The following is a 22,645-nucleotide window of genomic DNA, read 5'->3' on the forward strand; positions in this document are numbered from 1 at the left end:
CAGCGTTTAGCTACCTTGAATCCCCACAATCAGCCAAGGGGCGTTATCTTGGGTCATATCGCGCTCTAAATGCCATACATCGGTAATGTCTTCTTCGACACCTTCGACTGCGTCACGGTAACGGCCTTTAAATTGAAGACTCAGTTGCGCACGCTCAGCGTTGTAGTCAGCACGAACGATTTCAGCATCGATAAAGATGATATCTGTATGCTGCTCACCGTCTAACTCATTGCGATCAGCCACCAGTTCTTGATACAAGTCGTCACTCACGTACTCTTTAATCGTTTCAAGCTGATTGTGGTTCCACGCGCCTTGCAAAATACGGTAATGCTCACGAGAGCCGTCCACAAACGCTGACTGGTCAAAGCCTGGGTAGAAGTTATGCGGTACATCTGATTGTGCTTGAGTACCAAAACCACCACCATTATTAGGCGTGAAATTAGTATTGAAGTCATGATCGCCTTTTGCGTCACGCTGATAACCTTGTGAACCGGTTTGTGCGCCAGAATAGGCCGTGCGTTGCTGATTCATGCTTCCAGCCTTTGCACCAAGCATGCCTCGCAAGAACTTAAACCCAAAGAAGGCAATCGCACCAAGGATCAAAATATCCATAAAGTTGACGCCTTCAAATGCGCCACCAAAAAATGCGGCGAGCAAACCACCTGCAAGCAGGCCGCCCATTAGGCCACCCATCAAACCACTTTTATTCCCTTGAGTGGTGTTGTTGCGATTAATGTTGTTGGTATTTTGCTGTTGTTTCGGTGCAGGAGCCGTTTTAAAGCTCTTACCAAAGGATTTACCACCACCAAAGCGTTTTGCTTCAGCAATTGGTGATGCCACCAGCGACATACTGGCCACTAGGAGTACAAGTACAGATAGTAACTTCTTCATATTCACTCTTTTTATAATCAATTGGGTCCAAGATTGTAGGTAACTGGACAGCTTTTGGCGCGCATTAGATGTATCAAAGTGTAAAAACCATTGTAAATCATACATTTACATAAAATGAAAACTAAAAGCATTACCTTGTAGCACGCCGATAGATAAAGATATGGGGGTGGTATTGGCAAATTTCAATCGTGAACAGGTTGAACAAGAGAAAGGACTAAACTTGTTGCGTTGTTGGCTTAATGTTGCTCGCTCTATTGAGCATCTGATGGATCTTTTTTAGCACCCACTTTAAGGGCTGTCACGACCAACAACACCAAAAACGCCGCCAGCTGAGAGATTGACGAAACCAAGCCGTCGGTTACCAGGCCAACTCCTAACAACAGCAATACAATCGCAACGACCATAAGTTCCTTCCTAAACCATCTGTGTCAGGCAATTATTGAGCGTTGCGAGTAAAAGGTTAAATCACCTTTTCGCCTAACTAATAGGAAAGTGGTCTAAGTGCCTTCACACGATTACTGTCGCTGTTGTTTAACCCAATGGGTTAACTGTTTTCGGTTAAGCTTTACACCACCCTGCATTGAGGATGGAATCGGATAGTAGTCAATGGGCCATTTGAACTTGATCAATAAAGTCTGTAACTTCTGCTCAGTTTGCTTACGAGAAAAAGCGTGCGATGGGGTATATAAAGCGACAGGACGAAAGCCAAACTCATCATCTTCAACCGCGACAACCAACACTTGTTGAAAGCCGCCCGTGCTTAATAGCGCGGACTCGATCTCTTCGCAGTGAATGCTCTCGCCCCCCGAAATAAACGCATTATCTCGCCGGCCTACAATAAACCATTGCCCATCGCGAAAATGACCTAAATCGTTGGTGAGGTACCAACCGTCTTTCGTTGTAAGCGGCGTTAGAGCACCATCGACCAATACGCCTTTGGCTAGCATAGGACCTCGAACAGCCACTTCATCATCAATTGACGTTACTTCGCGACCTAGCAGTGCTTGACCCACGCCGTGCTGCCCATCAAATGCTTTAGCGCATATGGTCGATGCCATTTCGGTCATCGCGTAGCCCACATAGCAACTTGCACCTCGTAGCCTTGCTTGTTCAACGAGATTGGGGTCAATGTAACTGCCACCTAAAAGGATCTTGATTGGCGATGCGTAAGGCTGCGCTAACCAGCGCTGCAGTTGAATAGCAACCATTGAGGTCAGAGTAACAGGGATTGAGAGTGTCTGCGGTTTATCACTAATAGAAAGACAACTGCCGCTGACTAACCATCGCCACACCATTGCTAACCCTGAAACATGATAGAGCGGCAAGGTGAGCAGAGCATTATCACTTCTTTGCCATTGCATTAACTCACACACACCTTGTGCCGAGTGTATGTGAGCATTGGCATCATGAACCACCGCTTTTGGCGTACCGGTAGAGCCTGAACTTAACACCACAGAGGCAATATCCATTCGGGCTGGTAACACCGACTCCACGGATGAACTGGAATAGTTGTAACGGTCAAGTGTGGTAGACGATGGCAACACGTCTTCATCACTAAGTGGATAGTAATGGGTCGCACCCACCTGTTTGCCGATCTCTACCAGCGTGTTTAGCGGGAATCGATTGACCACAATCGCGACTGCGCCTAACCACAAACAGCTTAGATAGAGGTGTAACACCTCCGACTGATGACGCCCGATCACTAATATCCGAGAATCTCTACCCACCCCCTGTTGGTGCAGGTGATGGGCAAACCGTTCGATGCCTGTCTGCAATGTCGCCCACGTACAGTGACGATCATCAAGCTGAAGCGCAACCGAGTGTGGCTCTGTGCCAGCATGTTTACTCATTAGCGCTGCAAGCTCATTGGTCATCATGACTGAGAGACTCACGGCTAAAGGCTGAGCACGAGCTCTTGCGAATCTAGAGTCGCAATAGGCAGATCGCTTCCCGGCCATGGCGTATGAAGCTGCTGCTGAAACAGATCTAAAGTGTCCAAACCAGGTACATCTAGTGGTGTTAACCAGCGTGCAAAGCGTGCTAATTGTGTAAGGCCTATGCTCGTTTCTAAGGTCGAACTGATCACCGCTTTAAGGTTTAGCGCTTTTGCTTGCTCAACAATATATTGGCACTTAGTTACCGATCCAATCAAACTCGGTTTTATAACAATCGCTTTTGCACCAGTAAGCTGAGAGAGATCAAAGTTAGGTTCACGAACGGCTTCTTGAAGTGTTTCGTCCCAGCCAATTGCAATACCATTGTTAATGCCAAAGGTGAGGCTTTGCCCAGGTTTTGCGCACGGCTCTTCAATAAAAGAGATGCGTTGGCGATACGCCGGTTTCACGTACTGTGCAAACTTATCCGCCTGCTCAGTTGTCCAAGTGCGGTTAGCGTCCAGACGTAATTTTAAGTCAGGAATAGACTCTAAAAACAAATTCACCAACATGCCATCGCGAACTGGCTCATACAAGCCTACTTTAATTTTGGCCACTTTTTCGCCTTGCAACTTCGCGAGTCTTGGCAGTAGCTCATCCGGATCGCCAGTGCACAGTGGAGCCGATATAAAGTTACCTTCTTGCGGTAATTCTCCATGCAGCTCAAGCTCCGCCATGGATAGCCCAAACGCAACCGATGGTGAGGCCATGTGCAATTCAAAACGGCCAGTATCAATCCACGCATGCAAATAGCGACGCGCCTCTAGATACGCTTGATCAATCGTTTCTTCACTCCAGCCAGGAAGGGGAGAAATTTCACTCAGTGCTCGTCGATCATTTTCAATCAATTCAACAACCCAGCCTTCTCGCTCGGTTATTTTTTTATCGCGTAATACCACTCCGCTGTCCATAGGAAGTCTATATCGATAAAGTTGTGCTTTTCTCATTGTAAACCTTTTGTTTTATAACCACTGCGCAAGGGTGTTTGCGACAAATCGCGGGTTGTCTTTATGCGTATTATGTCCCGCGTTGGGCACGACTGTTGTAGGGATGCCCGAGTGTGTGTACAGCGTTCTAAACTTATTATCTTTTTCGCCCACGATAAGCTGTAACGGCGTATCGCAAGCAAGTAATTTGGGTAGCAAATAAGGTTGTTTGCCCAAACTGGTGGCTTCGAGCATCAATGCAACTGAGGACAGTCGGTTTCGTTTTCTTTGTGCAATTAGCGCTTGGCGTTGCTGCTCGCTTACATCCGAAAACACCGGCTGTTGATACCATAAACTTAATGCTTTCTCTGCGCTCATTGTATTGAAACGCTGCGCCCAAAGTTTGTCATGTTTACGGCGTTCTATTCTCAATTGATCATTCTCTAGACCAAAGTTTCCCCCTTCAATCACCAGGGTTTTCAGCTCTGAAAATTGCAGGTAGTGATGGGTCAGCGCGAACATTAACACTCGTGCACCCAAAGAGTAGCCCACCAACACTAAGTTGCTCATACCTAATTGGATGATCGATTGGCAACAAGAACGCAGCTGCTCACCAATAGCGTCAAACGTGATGGCAACATTGTAGTCAACCTCTGCAACAGATGCGGCATCTGCACCATGAGCAGGTAGATCAACGCCAAAACATCGTGCATCGGTTAAACCACCAAGCTGTTCAACCACACCACTCCAGTCTTGATGATCACCCAACAACCCATGAACAAACAGCACAGCCGTGTGATTGTCAGATTGTTGACGAATCCTAGGGTACTCAATCAGTTTCATGCAGTGTTTGTGCCAGACTGTTTTTTAGCGTTGCGATATGTTGCTTTGCTTGCCCTGGTTCGACCACGGCCTCGATAAGCAAAGCGCCACTGCCCGTTTTGAGATGCTGCTCCATACGAGCCAATAAAGATTGCACAGTTTTGGGCATCGCGTAGTCCAAACCAAACATTTGCGCCGCCATTTTAAACTGAAAGCCGTGCGGCATTTGATACAGTTTCTCTCGATGGTCGGGATCGACCGGCAGCATATCAAAGATTGCGCCGCCGTCATTGTTGACCACCACAATCACCAAGGGAGTAGAGATGGAAGATAGGCGCGCCAATGAATTCAAATCATACAGCATTGACGTGTCGCCAACGACGGTTACCATAGGCCGAGCTCGTAATTGAGCAACGCCACTTGCGGTGGCAACCAGTCCATCTATCCCACTGGCGCCTCGGTTGGAATACACTTCGATAGTGTTTAACCTACTGTACATATCCATCAACCTTACAATCAGGCTGTTACCGACAAACAGGTCCCACTGGGACGAAAGTTGGCTAAGCGCGTGTGCAATGCCCACTTCATTGATTGGTTGATGTGTTTGGCTGTGAGTGTCTAGAGCCAATAACAATTGAGTTGCAGCGCGTTTTTCTTGCGTGTACTCGCTCAATGAGGTCGATTGATAGGTTTGGACATCAATCCAATCCCCTATATCTGAATGATGCTGAGTGGCATTGAGTCTATTTGGATCGCACAGTCGCCAGTCTGAGCTCACTACGTGATAGTCCAACGACGCGTTAAGCTGATGCTGCTCCACCAACCATTGATTAAGCCTTTTCGATACTACCCGAGCGCCAAATTGCACCACTTGAGTAACGTCAGAAAACGCTCTGGTTGGGCACAAGGGTAGCCACACGTCATACCCCGAAAACTCACTCGACACACCACTTTGTATGTCACACAGCACCGGCCACCCTACCTGCTGAGCAAACTGTTTGGCTTTTTGAGCGTCATTGAGCGAAAGGCTGCCAATGATCACTAAACCTTGCGACTTTAGTGAAATCGCATCAGCGCTATGTTTTTTTGGCGATCGGCTCACTGTTGCTAAAGGTGGGAGTTCGCAAAATAGTGCATCCACTTCGGCCTCGTTATCCACATAAAGTGGCTCTCTAAACGGGCAGTTGAGATGAATGGCTCCGCCTTTGTGTTGCTGGTTCAGCAAAGCATCTCGCACAGGTTGTATTAACGCTTGAGATAAAGCATCGATTGTTGGACACGGCAGATCCACAGCCTCTGTCACATGAGTTGAGAACAGTCCTTGCTGAACGATCGCTTGATTTGCACCGATGCCAATCAGTTCGGGCGGGCGATCAGCGGTTAAAAGTACCAGCTTTTCACCAGTCAAGTTTGCTTCCGCTACCGCAGGAAGCAAATTAGCCACCGCTGTACCTGAGGTCACGACAATAGCAATGGGTGCTTGATGAACTTTTGCCATGCCAAGTGCCACAAAGCCTAAACCACGTTCATCAAAATGCGTATGCACTTCGATGGCGTTGTTTGCTTGAGCTTCTAACGTTAAGGGTGTCGAGCGAGAGCCTGGTGCAATACAGACATGGCGAACTCCGAACTGCTCAAGCAGACGAAACAGCTGCCTTGCCCAAACTCGATTCACCGCAGCTTGAGAGTGACTGGTAGGAATCATTACGACGCCACTTCCAACGAGCTGGATTCGACCATTAAACTTAACAGTGTGGACATTTTTTTATCCAGTTCATGCCATTCGTGCTCAGGGTTTGAACCCGTAACAATGCCGGCGCCGGTAAACAGTTTCACTTTGCCTGCAATAAACAAAGCAGAGCGGATCGCAACGCAAAACTCGGCGTGCTGCTGACTGATGTATCCCACCGAACCGCTGTACCAGCCTCTAAAGAAATGTTCGTTATCGGCAATAAATTGCATGGCAAGCTTTCTCGGCAGCCCAGCGACTGCAGCGGTAGGTTGCAAGGCATCCAAAATCACAAACTTTGGCACGTCGGTATTGAGCCTTGCCTCTATGTGTCGCCTTAGATGTTGTACACGTCGAAGTTTCAACAGCTTTGCGTCTTGTGCTATGGTCACTTTTTGGCAATAAGGGGCTAATCGCTGTGCAATATCATCGACCACCAACTGGTTCTCGTTGAGGTTCTTTTTGTCGTTCATCAACCAATGTGCCAGCTCCATATCTTTGTTGGCACTATCGCCGCGGCCAATGGTTCCAGCCAGCGCTTCCGTTTCTATATCCAGACCATTTCGGCGATACAAGCATTCTGGGCTCGCACCAATAAATTGTTGGTTGGCATCGACCGAAAACAAAAAATGATAGCTATAGGGATTGTTCATTAGGCTGGTTTTCAGCAGTTGATACGCTGAAATATCGTCGGCAAGTTTTACATTGGTTTCCCGTGCCAACACCACTTTTTGCAGCTCAGTGTGCTTAATGTCATTCAACGCTTTTTCTACTGTGGAATGCCACTGGACTTTATTAGGGGTATGTTCAAGCGATTGGACGTGGGTAGACAGCGTTTTTAATGGCTTAAAATCAAATTTGAGTTGGCGTAATACGTGGATCGTCAACGTCGGATCGTTAGCCACGTTCACCGACAAAAACCACTGATTATCTCGGCGGGTTAACTCAATTTGCGGCATAAAGTAAAACGATTTAAGGCAACGGTTGCGCTGAGGATTATCGTATTCGAAGGCTCTCCCCCCCCAAATACGTTGCGACGGCTGCAACACCAAATACGCGGGTGCGAGCTCAATAAAGGTGGCGACTTGCCCTAAAGCGATGACTTCTTCCGCACCACTGCGTGATTGCCAATAAAACTGCGGATAAATAACTTGGCTCGATAACCAATCCACAGGATGAAACTTAAGTGCAGGCAAAGGCACTTCAAGACGTGTCTTTGCTGGCGTCGTCGGTTCGATCTTTGCGATCAACTCGTTCACGTAGTTTTCTAGGTGCGCCAAACCAACCTCTAGTTATGGAAAGCCAAATTAGTGTTTGGGATAAAGTGGACTAACTCTATGGTGTGCAGGCAGTGAGATCAAGCCTCGACTATTGGAAATGAGGGCTTTTACTCACAGCCGGACAGTTTTACGTCAATTCTCAGTGTTAACTAGCAGATTTTTATACTAAATAGCTAACTTTTAGTGTAGCTTAAAATCCATAGTCATTAGAAATAACGGGGTCTTACGATGGAAAATATCGCAATGTCGTCAAAGCTCGATAATGTGTGCTACGACATACGCGGTCCAGTACTTAAACATGCTAAGCGCATGGAAGAGGAAGGGCACAAAATACTTAAACTGAATATTGGTAACCCCGCCCCATTCGGTTTTGATACACCGGACGAAATTTTGGTCGATGTATTGCGCAATTTGCCCACCTCACAGGGGTATTGCGATTCAAAGGGCATTTACCCTGCTCGCAAGGCGGTGGTGCAATACTATCAGCGCAAGGGGATCATGAGCCTAGACGTCGAAGACGTTTATATGGGTAATGGTGTGTCGGAGCTTATCTTGATGGCAATGCAAGCGCTGCTTAATAACGGTGATGAACTGCTGGTTCCCGCTCCCGACTACCCCTTGTGGACAGCCTCAGTGTCATTGTCTGGCGGAACGCCAGTGCATTATTTGTGTGACGAGTCCTCCGACTGGTATCCAGATCTCGATGACATCAAGAAGAAAATCACCCCTAAAACACGCGGTATTGTGCTTATCAATCCCAACAACCCTACGGGTGCGGTATACAGTCGTGACTTTTTGCAGCAAGTAATTGAAATTGCAAGACAACATGGACTGATCATCTTCGCTGACGAAATCTACGAGAAAATCCTTTACGATGGCGCAACACACACGTCTATCGCGACACTTACCGATGACGTTGTCTGTGTTACGTTTAATGGCTTGTCAAAAGCCTACCGTATCTGTGGTTTCCGCAGTGGGTGGATGTTTGTCACCGGCCCTACTCATCTCACTGCAGGTTATCGCGACGGTCTGGATATGCTTGCATCAATGCGCTTGTGCGCCAATGTACCGATGCAGCACGCGGTGCAAACCGCTCTAGGCGGCTATCAAAGCATCAATGAGCTGATTTTGCCAGGTGGCCGGTTGCTCGAGCAACGTGACAAAGCCTATGAATTGATCACTTCCATTCCTGGGGTCAGTTGTGTAAAACCCAAAGGTGCGCTGTACTTATTCCCTAAACTGGATCAAAAGAAATTCAATATTCAAAATGATCAACAAATGGTTTTAGACTTTTTACAGCAAGAGAAAGTACTGTTAGTTCAAGGCTCAGGATTTAACTGGCCAAAGCCGGATCACTTTAGAATTGTCTTTCTTCCGCATATAGAGGATCTTGAGGTGGCCATTGGCCGGCTTGAGCGCTTCTTATCGACTTATCGCCAGTAATACGTCTACGCCGCTGCAGCTATTGGTGCAGCGGCTAAAATAATAGGAGAACGTGCATGAGCCAACAATCTACCCCACATAGCCACTTCTTCGCACATCTTGCTCGAATGAAGCTGATCCAGCGCTGGCCGCTAATGCGCTCTATCACGGCAGAAAACATTTCAGAGCACAGTTTACAAGTCGCCTTTGTGGCACACGCATTAGCTGTCATCAAAAATAAAAAGTTTGATGGGCAAGTTAATCCAGAAAAAGCAGCGCTTATTGGTATGTATCACGACACCAGTGAGGTGCTTACCGGCGATTTACCGACTCCCATTAAGTACTTTAATCCCGACATTGCGAACGAATACAAGAAAATCGAACGCGCAGCAGAGCAAAAACTACTCGGTATGCTGCCAGAAGAGTTTCGTGACGATTTTGCCCCCTTTTTAGTCGAAGCAGAGTCTCACTGCGCTGAGTCTGTCATTGTTAAACAAGCCGATTCAATCTGCGCCTATTTAAAATGCTTGGAAGAGCTCGCTGCTGGGAATCACGAATACACCTTGGCTAAACGACGTTTAGAAGCGACTTTAGACAAAAGACGCTCACCCGAGATGGATTATTTCTTAGAGGTATTCGCGCCGAGCTTCGAACTCAACCTCGATGAAATAAGCTAACATTACGCGGCACAAGGAGTGCTTATGCAGCCTACGGACATGCAAAAATCTAAGCCATTTCAAGATCAAATGGCTTGGACGCAACGCCAAAATCAAGAACAAAAAACACGACAAAATGATCACCGTGACCCATACCAACGGGATCGCGCTCGTGTATTGCATTCCGCCGCTTTTCGACGCCTACAAGCAAAAACTCAAGTTCATGGCGCGGGCAGCCACGACTTTCATCGGACCCGATTAACACACTCTTTGGAGGCGGCGCAAATTGGCTCTGGCATTCTTGCCCAGCTGCAATCCAAACACCCCGAACATGGCGCATGGCTTAACTCCGACAGTCTTATTGAATCACTTTGCTTAGCCCACGACATTGGGCATCCCCCATTTGGTCACGGGGGGGAAATAGCGCTGAACTATATGATGCGTCATCACGGTGGATTTGAAGGCAACGCGCAGACGTTTCGCATTGTGAATCACCTAGAGCCTTATACTAAATCTAACGGCATGAACTTATCTCGGCGCAGCGTCCTTGGGCTGGTAAAGTACCCATGTTTGTTAAGTGAGGTGCGAAAGCAGCAACCAACCAAAGAAATCGACAATCCTCGCCAGCTCAAAGCCGCTGACTGGGCGCCCGCGAAAGGGATCTACGATTGTGACCACCTTGATTGGAAGTGGGTCTTAGAGCCGCTGTCAAACAACGATCAAAAGCGCATAAGCCAACGCCTTCCAGCCCCCGGGCCGGCAGCACACAGTAAAACGCGTTTTAAATCGCTAGACTGCTCTATTATGGAGTTGGCCGACGACATTGCCTATGGTGTGCACGATTTAGAAGACGCCATCGTCCTAGGAAAAGTCCACAAACATCAATGGATGGAGAGCGGCGCCAGTCGTCTAGCAGAGTGTGGCGATCCGTGGTTTGAACAAAACATTGGTCAACTGAGTGAGCAGCTTTTTTCTGGTGAGCATTACCTGAGAAAAGACGCCATTGGGGGGATTGTCAACGCACTATTAACCAGTGCCTACATTGTCGAACAGCCAGAGTTTGATCATCCACTGCTACGGCTAAACGCTATATTGAGCGAGCCACTGATGAATGCACTGACGGTGTTTAAGCACTTTGTGAGTCACTTTGTCATTCGGGTTCCTGAGGTCCAAATTATTGAATATCGAGGTCAGCAAATCTTGCTGGAGCTTTCCGAAGCGTTAATTACCGATCCCGAACGTCTGCTACCGGACGCAACACGGTTGCGTTGGCAGTTGGTTTCGCATCACAGCGCTGGCGATGGAATGAGAGTGATTTGCGACTACATCTCTGCAATGACCGACGGTTACGCGCAAAAACTGCACTCTCAGCTGTTTTCTTCCTCATACTAGGTGCGATAGTTGCGCGCTCTGACCTCATCGGGTATGCGCGCCATTTGCCGCTCAATCATGTGGTCAAAGACATTATGTAACTGCTCACTGGCCTGTTGATTGTCTTCTGCAATCGCTAGCAGCGCAGCAATGGACTCAACCGTCGACAACGCATTGTCCGATGGTGCTTTTCGTAGACGGTAATTGCCTTTTAGGGATTCGGGTAAATGGAACTGTGGCAACACATGTAGAGCCTGAGCCAACTGCCACATTTTATAGGCTTTTCGCCAAGTTCCATCAATAATTATCATCGCGTCTATTGCTGTTTTTGCGCTACGGGGCACCGTTTCGATAAGACCTGAATCTTCTGTAGGAAAAAGAACGCCAATCTTGCCTTTGTATTGCTCAAGGCGTCGATTCAGGCGTGGATCCGAACTAAAGTCTTCACCTACTAAAATGTCGCAAAACTGCAAATTTTGCTTAGCAATTATCGCTGTAGAAAGCGGGCGTTTGACTTCATCTGGGTGTTGCAGGATGATGATCTTAATGCGGTGAGTTTGCCGCACACTTTGCTGACAAATACACAAATACTGGGTCTTACCACATTGTTCACAATATCGGGACATCGCGCTCTTTACTTACTGTTACTCGTTGTGACATTGCTGCTTGCCCTAATACAGGCCATGCACCTAGAGCCCCTATTAGTCTGGGACAGATTGGCTATTAGCAACGGGGAATACTGGCGAATAGTAACAGGCAATTGGCTGCACACCAATTGGAATCACTTCTTTATGAATGCGGCAGGCTTTGTATTTATTGCGCTCATCTTTACCCCACCCGCTCGCATCTACCTAATTGCTACTTTGACTCTGACCCCTCTGGTTGGTTTTTGTTTGATCAACAGTGATTATCAGCAATACGCTGGGCTTTCGGGTGTTTTGCATGGCTTATTTGGGTGGTTTGCACTCAGAGAAGCGCTTAATGGTCGGCGAAGCAGTTGGTTGCTTGTTGGCGGACTGGTGCTAAAAGTAGGATACGAAACGCTGTTTAACCCCGAGTCTCCAACGCAAGCATTGATTGACGCACCAATAGCGTTTGAAGCGCATCTGTACGGCGCCCTTTTGGGACTCACTATCGCCCTAATTAGAGACCAGACTCGACTCTGACCCCATAATAGCTGTGCGCTTATTTAAGCTTATAAATAATGCCGGGATTGCAGCGTACCATCTCAAACCTGTCGGTCAGGCCAGTCAATGACTCAGACGCACCAAGCAACAAGTACCCCCCAGGGTTGAGACTGTTAGCAATTTGATTGAGCACTTTTGACTTCATCTCCGGTGAGAAGTAAATCAGTACATTTCGACAAAAAACCACGTCAAACTTTCCCAAAAGGGTGTAGTTTTCCATCAGATTTTGCTGGCGGAATGAAACGATCCGTTTTACCGAGTCCTTTATTTTCATTCGCCCGCCGTCTGCGGGCTCAAAAAAAGCGCGTTTTCGCTCAGCAGATAAACCTCGACCCAGGGCAAGGTTGTCGTAAACGCCAGCTTTACACTGTTGCAGCATACTGCTTGAAATGTCGGTACCAATAATAGAAATGTTGGGTAAAAATCCGGGACGCTTTGCTTGGATCTCGGATACCGTCATCGCCATCGAGTACGGCTCTTGGCCTGACGAACTGGCAGCAGACCAGATTTTGATTGGACGTTTCCTAGCTGCAAGCTCAGGTAAAATACGGTCAGCCAATACCGTGTAGGGATAACCGTCCCGAAACCATAAGGTTTCGTTGGTGGTCATCGCGTCTACTGCGGCTAATTGCAACTCACGGTTGCGGCCTGTGATCACCTCTTTAAGAAGATCATTTAAAGAGGCAGATCCAAACTTATTGACGAGTGGACTCAATCGGCTTCGAACTAAATATTGCTTACTGTCACCTAAGACAATGCCGCACTGTGATTCTAAAAAGCGACAAAAATCTCGATAACTTTGTTCGTTTATGGTGATTACACTCATCGACTACCTATATTAAATAACTGCGTTCTTCACTGCTGCACCCAACTCTTCTGGGTTAAACTTAGCAAGAAACTCGTTTGCGCCGACGCGCTCAACCATAGCTTGGTTAAACACACCGCTTAGTGATGTGTGTAGGATAACATGTAAATCTTTCAGTGCGGGATTTCGTCGAATTTCAGCGGTGAGCGTGTACCCGTCCATTTCTGGCATCTCAATATCTGAAATCACCAACGAAATTTGGTCGTAGATACTACCTTGCTCAGCCATTTCTTCCAGCTTATCGCGAGCTTCGCGTCCATCCTTTACCGCAATGGCTTCAAAGCCTAATGCTTCAATGGCGCGCTGTACTTGCTTCCTCGCAACCGTAGAGTCATCGGCAATCAGAATGCGGCGCACAATTTCCTTTTCACTGGCTTGTTCTTGCTGTGTAATTTCTTCCGCAAATCTAGAATCCATCTCTTCAGCTGGTGGAGAGATTTCTGCTAAGATTTTCTCTACATCTAGGATCTCAACAAGTTCATTATCAATGTTGGTCACCGCCGTTAGATAGTTGGCCTTACCTGCCCCTTGTGGTGGTGGCAAGATAGACTCCCAATGCATATTGATGATTCGCTCAACCGAGCTGACTAAGAAACCTTGAGTGGTACGGTTAAACTCAGAGATCACCACAAAACATTTTTCGATGTCTTGGGTTGGTCGCCCACCAATGGCTTTACTGAGGTCGATAACCGAAATCGTGTTCCCACGAATGTGTGCTACCCCTTTAACTAGAGGGTGCAAGTTTGGCATCGAGGTGAGTTTTGGGCATTGCAGAACTTCTTTCACCTTAAATACGTTAATGCCGTACCTCTGGCGTCCCATCAATCTAAATGTCAGCAATTCTAGGCGGTTTTGTCCCACTAATTGTGTGCGCTGATTCACCGAATCTAAAATACCCGTCATTGGCTCCTCTCCATGTCAATAATTTCCATGCGGTTCATGGTAGTCTTGTGGGGAATCCACTTTGCCCTGAAAGTTTAACGTATTATATACTGTAAACATGGGCGATTTCTACGATAATATGACGTATGACCTATCAAAATAGAAAAGTGACTTCCATCGTTACCAAGCTTATCGGCATTATAACGCTTGTCTTTAGTCTTTTTTGTACCGCCCAAACAGATAATGAGACATTAAGTGACACAGAGCGCGTTCAACGAGCTGCTGAAGAGTACGCTCGCACCGTTGTTACCGTTCCCGATTTTGGCGACATTGTCTTAGAAGCGGCACATATCGACTCGCGGCTAAAAGTGAGTGCTTGCGACAGCGGCTATGATCTCAGCACCTCTGGTTCGGCTAAATCCAGCGGAGTCACGGTGTTAGTTAAATGCCCAGGAGAAGACTGGCAAGTCTATGTCCCTGTGCGCTCAACCATTACCGTCCCTTTAGTGATCACAAAGTTGCCAATTGCTCGCGGGCAGCTCATTACTGCCAGTGATTTGGCCATTGAGTCCATTGAACAACGAGCTTACCGTCGTCAAGGATTCTATTCATTTGAGGCTATTGTTGGTTCAAAATCGAAGCGGGCGCTGCGAGTTGGCCAAGTGATTGAACGTAAAGATGTGTGTGCGGTGTGTCGAGGCGATACGGTAGTCATTAATGCCAATATGGGAGAAATGACCATTACTACGCGAGGAGAAGCGATGCGTGATGGATCGGTTGGTGAACAAGTAAAGGTGAAAAATAGTAAATCTCAACGTATAATTGATGCTACCGTAAGCGGCGTCGGTGAAGTGACGGTGCGGTTTTAAAAAAGATCCGTAATAGTGCTAAAGAACCTCCTCAATTGGTCGATATGGCTAGTACTGACACTATTTACGTAACTAAAAGGGGTATGTTATGCCCAGTATAGACCAAATCAGAACTGGACAGGCCTATTCGATGGCCCGTAACTCAAAAGCGGAATCGGGCGGTCAAACCACGAACACGGCAAAAAACGAAAGCCCAGTTCGTTCAGATTCTGTATCTGTGAGCGACCAAGGTAGAGCCATTAATCAAATGCAGCAACAAATGGCCGCAGAGCCGAGCTTCGATGCTGCAAAAGTGCAATCTATTAAAGAAGCGATTGCGAACGGGTCATACGTTGTCGATGCAGAACAACTGGCAACGAATATTTTAAAGTTTGAACAAGAGCTGACTGATATTTAACCGCCCATTAGTCAGCCAATTTGAGAGAAAATGGCTGCTTTAAACGATTTGCTGGAGTTTCAGGTTAAAAATACCCGTGAGCTCCTAGATGTTTTACAACTCGAACAACACGCGATCACCGCTAGACATTCTGCGGAGATTGAGTCGATCGCGCAAAAAAAATCTCAACTGGTTACACAAATCCAGTCTACCGATCAGCGTATTGCCGCACATCCAGATCTCGAACAGTTATCACAATCTGACGCATTCGATACCCAAGTAACTACCGTTCGAAACATTATGCAAGAGTGCCAAGTTCTTAACCAACTCAACGGTGAGGCATTGCAACGTGCCAATATCAGCTACACAAAATTGAACAATTTGTTGCAGCAAAGCCACGGAAAAATTGGCATGACCTACAATTCTGGCGGATTGACTCACACCTCCTCAACGTTAGGGACGAAAGTCAAAGCTTAATCCCGTTACAGCTTAGAGTGTGAATGCTGCTCGCGAATGCGCATTACTCGCCAATACACAAAGCCAAACGCTAATCCCCACAACGTCGAACTGATTCCTAGCAAAGTAATGCCAGATAACGTCACTAAAAACGTAATCAGCGCTGACTCTTGATTGCCCTCCAAGCTAAAAGCAGAGTGCAAACACATAAGTAGTGTTCCTAACAAGGCAAATCCGGCCAGGATTGTTGACACTTCACTCGGCAGCGAAAGAAAAAGCGCTACAACACTAGTAGCAAATACCCCGGCCAATAAATAAAACACCCCTGCCCACATGGCAGCTCGATACCGTTGCGCCCGATCGTAATCAACGTCTTTATTCATACAGATCGCCGCCGAAATAGCAGCCAAATTGACGCTAAATGCTCCCAACGGGGCAAATAATAGGTTAAATAGCCCTGTCCCAAGCAAAATCGAACCCACAGGAACATCGTAGTTATGGCTTTTTAACATCGCGATCCCTGGAAGGTTTTGCGACAACATGGTGACTAAGTACAAAGGCAATGCAATGTTGATGATCGCAGCGATATTCCATTGAGGGGCGATCCAATCGGGCCTGGCCATGTCGAAGGTACTGGGCAACAGTGCCGCTTGGGGGCTTATTAATGTCGCTATAATACCGACGACCAGCACCACCAACATTGTGTATCGAGACGCCAGCTTTTTTGTGATGATATACGCTAGAAACATCACAACAAATAGTACTGGGGTGCTCGATAAAGTACCAAAGGCCGCTAAGCAAATAGGCAGCACAATCGCCGCTAACATAGCGCTCGCAAGTGAAGCAGGCACCGCTTTGATGAGTTTATTCAAGGGCTTAATCAGCCCGGTAAGCACAATCAAAAAGCCAGACACCATGAATGCCCCAATAACGCTTTGCAGATCATAGATATAACTGCCACTGGCCAATATAGCCGCTCCTGGTGTTGACCAAGCGGTTAGTATTGGCGTTTTAAGAAACCACGAAAAAGTCATCGAGGTTATTCCCATCACCACGCCTAACGCAAGCAACCAGCTTTCAATTTGACTTGGGGTGGCCCCCAGTGTCGTGGCGGCTTGTATGACGATAACCACTGAGCTGGTATAACCAACCAAAACAGCAGTAAATCCTGCAGTAATATGACTCACATTTAACAGCTTATTCATCCATGATTGCCTTAACGTTTGTGGTAAACTTGTTGTGCGTTATTACGCACGAACAATATCATTGTGCGCTTTAACGCACAACAAAGGACGTATAATGAAAGATGCCAAATTTAAGGCTGAGATATCCAACCAGCTGAAAAGTCTTAGAAAAAAACGTGGATTAAGTTTGGATGCCACTGCGCAGCTTACCGGAGTATCCAAAGCGATGTTGGGCCAAATAGAACGTAGAGAATCGAGTCCAACGATCGCTACGCTTTGGAAAATCAGTAGCGGCCTAGACAGTTCATTTTCCGCTTTTTTTAGCAACGATCCGCAATTGCAGCAAAGTGAAAAAACCTTTCCTTGCGATGCGCATATGCAGGTAAATACGCTATTTCCTTTTCAATCAGACACCAATATAGAGGTGTTTGAAATTACGCTAACCGATCGTCACCAGCAATTATCATCGCCGCATCAGGTTGGGGTAATTGAGCATGTACATGTCATAAGTGGCAAGCTCAAGCTGATGTTTAATGACACTTGGCATACGCTCACCGCAGGGGAAAGTGTACGGTTCTACGCGGATCAACCACACGGTTATGAGGCTGTCACTGAGACCGTGATCTTCCATAATATTGTCAGTTATCCAATAATCTAAGTTTCACCTAGAGGCATGGACCGAATGAAGGGTTTAAAAAACATCCACCATATAAAAGTTGAATCAGATTGTTTAATGTGTCCTCCAATAAAAAAAAGCCATCGGTGTAGACCACCAATGGCTTTTCCAACAGGCTCGCACAATAAAGCCTTAGAATAAAGTTTGTTGACGCTTCGCCGGCACATGTTGCACTTCACCGTAGTCGCGCAGCATATCCATTTTGTTAATGTCTAGACGAAGCTCAGTAACGTAACTATCGCCAACGGTGTATGTTCTCACCACTTCAGCACCGCGAACAACACCATCAACAGCACCAAACGTTTCTTCATCGTACAAACGTTGATTCTGCACATCCGAACGACCGGATATTCGCATACCGTAAATTTGCTCAGCCAACTCGCGATACGCATCTAACTTGGACGCGCGCATTGCTTTAATCTGCTTTTCTTGACTATCACGACCGCTTTGGTCAGTAATACTCGAATAACCTACTGCGGTTAACACTTCACCTTGACGAGTGGCGTTTAAAGGTTGGCACCCAACTAGTACTAAAGCCACCAGGCAAAAAATCCAATTTCTCATCTCGATCTCCTACAGACTCTCTCAATCTGTGTATCCTGCTATGGACGTAACACGACAGTATATGGGTTAGAGTATTTTGGGTCAGTGCGAATAAGCACCCCGTCTTGTTGACGTACACTGTTCATCGTATCTAGGTCGCGACCAATGCGATCCGATGGTAAGAAGCCTTGTGCTGACGCCACAACTACGTGGGACTTCATACCGACGAGTCGAGCATTCACCATAACGCCACCTTCTTGACGCAGCATTGTGCCGGTCAGAATGTATTGAACTTCATGGCTGTCTTGTAGCTCTTTCAAATCGCGGCTCAGCGCAAAGTCGCCATGTTGCGTAACTTTGATTGATCCTGTTGTTTTGTAGTCAACAATCCGAAACCCTCGGCGTTGCAACTGATGTATAAAACTCTCTGATACGGTGTTGCCCAACCAACTCGCACTGCCCATGTCCTGAAGGTCTACAAAAGACGCAACGGCTACGGGTGTTCGTTGCGACACAGCCGTATTCGATGTCACCAATTCTTCAGTCATCGATTCGACGAAAAAGTCGAGGGTGTGTTTTGGGTTATCCATCAACATAAAGCGCGAGCCTTGGTAAGGCGTTTTACCGTTGTATATGGGCGAATAGCCACATCCAACGACTAAAATTGGTAACAGCAATACCATCCACTTCTTTACTGCCATCCATTTATTCATGTCCATCTCTCTCCACTGGAACGGTTCCTAACTCGACATTGGAACAATCTTTGCTTTTAAATTTGTGCGTCAAATAAAAAGCTCTGTTTATACGCTCTGGTGATTATCATTTTGCCGATGCTAGAAACTTAGCAATAACCATACCAAAACGGATTTAGAGATCATGAAGAGAGCATTATTGTTCCTTGTTCACCTTATAACGCTAGTTACTGCACCAATAGTTCAAGCCGAATGGTTTGAAGTCGAAGGCAGCGCAACCGTTGTGGCGTCGGACAGTACCGCCCGATATCACGCATTAAACGACGCGATTTATCAAGCAATGGCGTTCGCGGGTGCCGATATAGGGACCATCAGCCTGCTGACCGAATTTATCGAAGTTGACCGTGAACAATATCAATTCACTAACCACGAAATCCGGTTTATTGAAGTGATAGATGAGCGAACTCGAAACGGCAAAAAAACGCTGCGTGTCCGCCTCGATATCTACCCATCGGCAAATGGTTGCCAAGTGGGGCAATATAAAAAGACGTTTCTGGTCGGCAATTTTGATATCGAAAGCCCACAGCAAGCGGTGATGGGACAAATATACTCACTAGGCGACGACTTTAGCCGGGTGCTAGACAGGCAAATTGACCAACAGTCTTTAAGCTTTTTGTCGGTTGGCACCACTAACTACCCATTAAATAAAGACAATCCGTCAATGGTCACTATGGTAGCTCAAGACTATGCGGCTCAATACTTAATTTCAGGAAAAATCACCGATCTCACCGCCACCATAGAGAGCAGCCTTCTATCGTCGGATGTGATTAATCGTCAATTTGCCGCTGATGTAAGTATTTTGGATGGCAAAACCGGTCACGAAGTGTTTCGCAAAAACTACCGCGAAATTGCGCGCTGGCCATTTGCAAAAACCAGCTTAGTGGATACCTCGAGTGGGCGATTTTGGAGCTCTACTTACGGAGAAATGCTGCTGCGCGTAAGCCGTGACATCATGCTCGACTTAGAGTCCGAGTTATCATGCAAAATTACGCTTCCTCAAGTGGTCAAGGTCTATGGTGACACAGTAACGATAGATTTAGGGCGAATACACGGAGTACAAGTGGATGATGAATTGTCACTTTGGCATACCGGTGCATTCATTGATCAGGCGGGCAATCCTCGCAACAAAGTCACCGCCAGTAATATCACGCTGAAAGTGTCTCGAGTTTACGACCAAGAGGCTGAGCTGAAAGTGATGCAGCCAGAGCTGGCAACGAGCATCCAGTTAGGCGATGTGATGCACAAAGCGGTTCACTAGCCGTTCATACTCTGCGCTGATTGGTTGCAAGTAGCTAAAACGCGTCGCTGCTAATCAGCGCGAGAAAAAAGTTGGGTGCGGCGATACCTTGCCACATCCAACAACCACTTTCATAATCCTATTATCCATAAGACATAGCCTGTTAGCACACTCGGTTTAGACTAAACCGAGTACACGATATCAGTCTGAACACTTCTGCATAATGTCCAGGACTTCAGGTTTAAACTTGAGAAACATCTCGGCCAATACAGGGTCAAAGCGCTCCTTTTTCCTTTTTAATAAGGCTAAACGCCGCATCAGCAATCCATGCCTTTTTATACGAACGCGTTGAGGTAAGCGCATCGAATACATCGGCTATTGCCGAGATTCGACCTATCTGAGGGATCTCTTCTCCCGTCAAGCGGTGCGGATAACCTTTTCCATTGTATTTTGTGATGGGTTTGCGCCACTGTCTTGGCCATTTGCAACAATTTTGTGTGACTATCTCCCTCTAAGATATCTATGCCTATCGCGACGTGCGTCATCATCACCCACAACCTCTCATTTTTACCACTAATTGTGCATGCTCAGTTAGCTAAAGCTAACTAAATCATTCTACGCACTTTGTGACATTGATCTCTATTGATCAAGGACACAAAACCTCCTAGTACTTTCGGTTAAAGTGCCGAACCGTAACAAATCGTAACAAGAGCTAGCGATGTCCATGGTTGACGTTTCATTTGAAAAGACGTCAATGCATACGACGGAACAAGAATTCGAAATAGACTAGTAGGTATGACTACATGGAATACAAACAAATAATGTTTGATGAAAACGCCACATTGGTTTCAGTGACCGATTTAGATGGCGTCATCCAATATTGCAATCGCGACTTTATAGAGATTAGTGGGTATTCAGAAGATGAGCTGATTGGTGCCAATCACAATATCGTGCGCCACAAAGATATGCCAAAGGCGGCTTTCGAAGATTTGTGGATGACAGTGAAAGCGAATAAACCCTGGAAAGGACTAGTAAAAAACCGCTGTAAAAATGGAGATTTCTATTGGGTTGACGCTTACGTCACCCCCGTATTTGAGAACGGCAATAAAATTGGGTATCAATCGATACGCAGCTGCCCCACTAGAAAGCAGATCACCGACGCCCAATCTTTATATTCCACATTAAATGCAGACCCACAAAAGAAAATTTCTAAGCCTAATGTTCTTTTGACCTTAAGCTTGGCAGCAAAAACCAATGTTATGGTTGGCTTGCTCTTTTTGTCTGTATTATTGATGGAATGGAGCAATGGGACACTCTTTAACCTCGATGCTGTTCATATTGCCGCAAACCTTTGGATCGTCGGTCTAATGGGCTTGCTGCTCTATGTGATCAATGTCGATTTTATTAAAAGAGTTCAACGACTCAACACCATTATCCAACGTATTTCGGCAGGGGACCTGACCGAAAAAATTGAGGTTATTAAACAAGACGAAATTGGTGAAACCGTCATGTCTGCTAAGATGCTTCAGGGTCGACTAAAAGCCGTTATTGGTCGATTTAGCGAATCCTCGCAAGATCTCATTCACGCAACGAATGCTCTTAGCACCGCGAGCACCACAACCAGAGGAAGTATGGATGCGCAGCACGTCGAAACTGAATTGGTGGCTACCGCGATGAATGAAATGAGCGCAACGGTAAATGAAATTGCTCAAAATACATCACGCACATCAGAGCTGGCAGCTAATGCTAATAACGCAACAGATAGCGGAAAAACCGTGGTGTTATCCACGCGTGACACCATTATCGAGCTGTCAGAAAGTCTATCAACCATTGCAGCTTCGATTAATGAGCTTGCAAGCGAATGTCAGCAAATCCGAGATATCACCGACTCCATCAGCGGTATATCGGATCAAACAAACCTGTTAGCCCTAAATGCGGCAATTGAAGCAGCGCGCGCAGGGGAGCATGGCAGAGGCTTTGCGGTTGTCGCCGATGAAGTAAGAGGTTTGTCATCCAGAACCCAACAATCGACGGTAGAAATCTCAACCATGATCGACAGTCTTCAGCACAGAAGCGCCCTCGCGGTTGAAGCCGTAGATGCTGGACTAGAGAAAGTGCGTTTTTCGGTCGAGCAAATTCAGCACACAGAGGATGCCTTTACCGATATCGCCAACTCCGTGGCCGACGTCAATGACATGAATATGCAAATTGCCACCGCAGCCGAAGAGCAATCTAGCGTTGCCGAAGAGATGAACCAAAACGTCACCTCAATCAGCACTCACTCGTACAAAACAATGGATAATGTTGACTCGCTGGAAAACGAAATTGCTACATTGACCAAAATGTCTGAGTCACTAAAGCTGCAACTGAATCAATATAACCTCGGAGCGACTGTCTCAGTGACTCGCTAGACTAGCACCGCAGCAGCGTGGATAAGCTTCAAGCCGCACCTAGGGGATCTGACCTATCATTTCGGTGAGTCCCCTACATTTATCAAAACAGCAACTTGGATAAAAGTAACAGCGCAATACGTCGTATTATCTTACTTTCAAGTACCGCATATCTGCTTTAGGATTAGAGAGTTGCA

The 22,645-nt window shown here is 46.6% G+C and carries 22 protein-coding genes and 1 pseudogene; 10 read left to right on the forward strand and 13 right to left on the reverse strand.

All coding sequences use genetic code 11. From position 1 onward, the window contains the following. Positions 1 to 6: 6 nt before the first annotated feature. The 7 genes from ST37_RS10440 to ST37_RS10465 form a co-directional block, all read right to left on the reverse strand. Positions 7 to 891, reverse strand: a complete 885-nt coding sequence (locus tag ST37_RS10440) for a TIM44-like domain-containing protein (protein ID WP_084886014.1) — start codon at positions 889 to 891, stop codon at positions 7 to 9. Between the two features lie 251 nt (positions 892 to 1,142). Then, entirely contained in the window at positions 1,143 to 1,295 is a 153-nt protein-coding gene (locus tag ST37_RS20000; protein ID WP_172400979.1) for a hypothetical protein, read from the reverse strand. 111 nt (positions 1,296 to 1,406) lie between these two features. Next, on the reverse strand, positions 1,407 to 2,741 hold the full coding sequence (locus tag ST37_RS10445) for an AMP-binding protein (protein ID WP_172400980.1): 1,335 nt from the start codon (positions 2,739 to 2,741) through the stop codon (positions 1,407 to 1,409). Positions 2,742 to 2,785: 44 nt separating this feature from the next. After that, complete coding sequence (menC, locus tag ST37_RS10450) at positions 2,786 to 3,772, reverse strand: o-succinylbenzoate synthase (protein WP_084886017.1); 987 nt, start codon at positions 3,770 to 3,772, stop codon at positions 2,786 to 2,788. A gap of 15 nt (positions 3,773 to 3,787) precedes the next feature. Next, positions 3,788 to 4,594 carry a 2-succinyl-6-hydroxy-2,4-cyclohexadiene-1-carboxylate synthase gene (gene menH, locus ST37_RS10455; protein WP_084886019.1) on the reverse strand — a complete coding sequence of 269 codons (807 nt, stop codon included), beginning with the start codon at positions 4,592 to 4,594 and terminating at the stop codon, positions 3,788 to 3,790. Continuing rightward, on the reverse strand, positions 4,581 to 6,278 hold the full coding sequence (menD, locus tag ST37_RS10460) for a 2-succinyl-5-enolpyruvyl-6-hydroxy-3-cyclohexene-1-carboxylic-acid synthase (protein ID WP_084886021.1): 1,698 nt from the start codon (positions 6,276 to 6,278) through the stop codon (positions 4,581 to 4,583). The genes menH and menD overlap by 14 nt, the downstream gene beginning before the upstream one ends. Further along, positions 6,278 to 7,561: an isochorismate synthase gene (locus ST37_RS10465; RefSeq protein WP_242426276.1), complete on the reverse strand. Its 1,284-nt coding sequence runs from the start codon at positions 7,559 to 7,561 to the stop codon at positions 6,278 to 6,280. The genes menD and ST37_RS10465 overlap by 1 nt, the downstream gene beginning before the upstream one ends. Before the next feature lie 249 nt (positions 7,562 to 7,810). On the opposite strand from ST37_RS10465, the gene ST37_RS10470 reads away from it, so the two are divergent. The 3 genes from ST37_RS10470 (at position 7,811) to ST37_RS10480 (ending at position 11,052) form a co-directional block, all read left to right on the forward strand. Further along, positions 7,811 to 9,025, forward strand: coding sequence for a pyridoxal phosphate-dependent aminotransferase (locus ST37_RS10470; RefSeq protein ID WP_084886024.1), 1,215 nt, complete (start codon positions 7,811 to 7,813; stop codon positions 9,023 to 9,025). Positions 9,026 to 9,081: 56 nt separating this feature from the next. Beyond that, on the forward strand, positions 9,082 to 9,681 hold the full coding sequence (gene yfbR / locus ST37_RS10475; RefSeq protein ID WP_084886026.1) for a 5'-deoxynucleotidase: 600 nt from the start codon (positions 9,082 to 9,084) through the stop codon (positions 9,679 to 9,681). 69 nt (positions 9,682 to 9,750) lie between these two features. Continuing rightward, entirely contained in the window at positions 9,751 to 11,052 is a 1,302-nt protein-coding gene (locus tag ST37_RS10480; RefSeq protein ID WP_143698195.1) for an anti-phage deoxyguanosine triphosphatase, read from the forward strand. Here the strand turns inward: ST37_RS10480 and ST37_RS10485 are convergent. Then, the gene (locus tag ST37_RS10485; protein ID WP_084886028.1) at positions 11,049 to 11,657 is read right to left on the reverse strand and encodes a tRNA-uridine aminocarboxypropyltransferase; all 609 of its coding nucleotides are present in this window, start codon (positions 11,655 to 11,657) and stop codon (positions 11,049 to 11,051) included. The genes ST37_RS10480 and ST37_RS10485 overlap by 4 nt on opposite strands. Here ST37_RS10485 and rrtA point away from each other — a divergent pair. Continuing rightward, a complete protein-coding gene (rrtA, locus tag ST37_RS10490) occupies positions 11,637 to 12,197 on the forward strand; it encodes a rhombosortase (RefSeq protein ID WP_242426278.1) in 561 nt (186 codons plus the stop codon). The genes ST37_RS10485 and rrtA overlap by 21 nt on opposite strands. Before the next feature lie 19 nt (positions 12,198 to 12,216). Here rrtA and ST37_RS10495 read toward each other — a convergent pair whose 3' ends face one another. Then, positions 12,217 to 13,044, reverse strand: a complete 828-nt coding sequence (locus ST37_RS10495) for a protein-glutamate O-methyltransferase (RefSeq protein WP_084886031.1) — start codon at positions 13,042 to 13,044, stop codon at positions 12,217 to 12,219. A 12-nt stretch (positions 13,045 to 13,056) separates the two neighbouring features. Beyond that, positions 13,057 to 13,986: a chemotaxis protein CheV gene (locus ST37_RS10500; protein ID WP_084886033.1), complete on the reverse strand. Its 930-nt coding sequence runs from the start codon at positions 13,984 to 13,986 to the stop codon at positions 13,057 to 13,059. A gap of 125 nt (positions 13,987 to 14,111) precedes the next feature. Between ST37_RS10500 and flgA the strand changes: the two genes are divergently transcribed. The 3 genes from flgA (at position 14,112) to flgN (ending at position 15,687) form a co-directional block, all read left to right on the forward strand. Continuing rightward, entirely contained in the window at positions 14,112 to 14,834 is a 723-nt protein-coding gene (gene flgA, locus ST37_RS10505; RefSeq protein WP_084886035.1) for a flagellar basal body P-ring formation chaperone FlgA, read from the forward strand. 88 nt (positions 14,835 to 14,922) lie between these two features. Continuing rightward, on the forward strand, positions 14,923 to 15,231 hold the full coding sequence (flgM, locus tag ST37_RS10510; protein ID WP_084886037.1) for a flagellar biosynthesis anti-sigma factor FlgM: 309 nt from the start codon (positions 14,923 to 14,925) through the stop codon (positions 15,229 to 15,231). Between the two features lie 30 nt (positions 15,232 to 15,261). Further along, positions 15,262 to 15,687: a flagellar export chaperone FlgN gene (gene flgN / locus ST37_RS10515; RefSeq protein WP_084886039.1), complete on the forward strand. Its 426-nt coding sequence runs from the start codon at positions 15,262 to 15,264 to the stop codon at positions 15,685 to 15,687. 5 nt (positions 15,688 to 15,692) lie between these two features. Here the strand turns inward: flgN and ST37_RS10520 are convergent. Then, a pseudogene (locus ST37_RS10520) lies at positions 15,693 to 16,883 on the reverse strand (benzoate/H(+) symporter BenE family transporter); the annotation flags it as partial. A gap of 82 nt (positions 16,884 to 16,965) precedes the next feature. On the opposite strand from ST37_RS10520, the gene ST37_RS10525 reads away from it, so the two are divergent. After that, the gene (locus tag ST37_RS10525) at positions 16,966 to 17,508 is read left to right on the forward strand and encodes an XRE family transcriptional regulator (protein WP_084886042.1); all 543 of its coding nucleotides are present in this window, start codon (positions 16,966 to 16,968) and stop codon (positions 17,506 to 17,508) included. Between the two features lie 150 nt (positions 17,509 to 17,658). On the opposite strand, the gene ST37_RS10530 is transcribed toward ST37_RS10525, so the two are convergent. Then, positions 17,659 to 18,090 (reverse strand): LPP20 family lipoprotein, encoded by a 432-nt coding sequence (locus tag ST37_RS10530; protein ID WP_084886044.1) that lies wholly within the window; start codon positions 18,088 to 18,090, stop codon positions 17,659 to 17,661. A gap of 38 nt (positions 18,091 to 18,128) precedes the next feature. Then, positions 18,129 to 18,770: a FlgO family outer membrane protein gene (locus ST37_RS10535; protein ID WP_084886657.1), complete on the reverse strand. Its 642-nt coding sequence runs from the start codon at positions 18,768 to 18,770 to the stop codon at positions 18,129 to 18,131. Positions 18,771 to 18,945: 175 nt separating this feature from the next. Here ST37_RS10535 and ST37_RS10540 point away from each other — a divergent pair, with 175 nt between their 5' ends. Further along, entirely contained in the window at positions 18,946 to 20,079 is a 1,134-nt protein-coding gene (locus ST37_RS10540; protein WP_084886046.1) for a flagellar assembly protein FlgT, read from the forward strand. Positions 20,080 to 20,861: 782 nt separating this feature from the next. Continuing rightward, a complete protein-coding gene (locus ST37_RS10545; RefSeq protein WP_084886048.1) occupies positions 20,862 to 22,469 on the forward strand; it encodes a methyl-accepting chemotaxis protein in 1,608 nt (535 codons plus the stop codon). Positions 22,470 to 22,645: the final 176 nt, after the last annotated feature.

It is taken from the genome of Vibrio sp. qd031, from assembly GCF_002100145.1.
Lineage (GTDB): Bacteria > Pseudomonadota > Gammaproteobacteria > Enterobacterales > Vibrionaceae > Vibrio.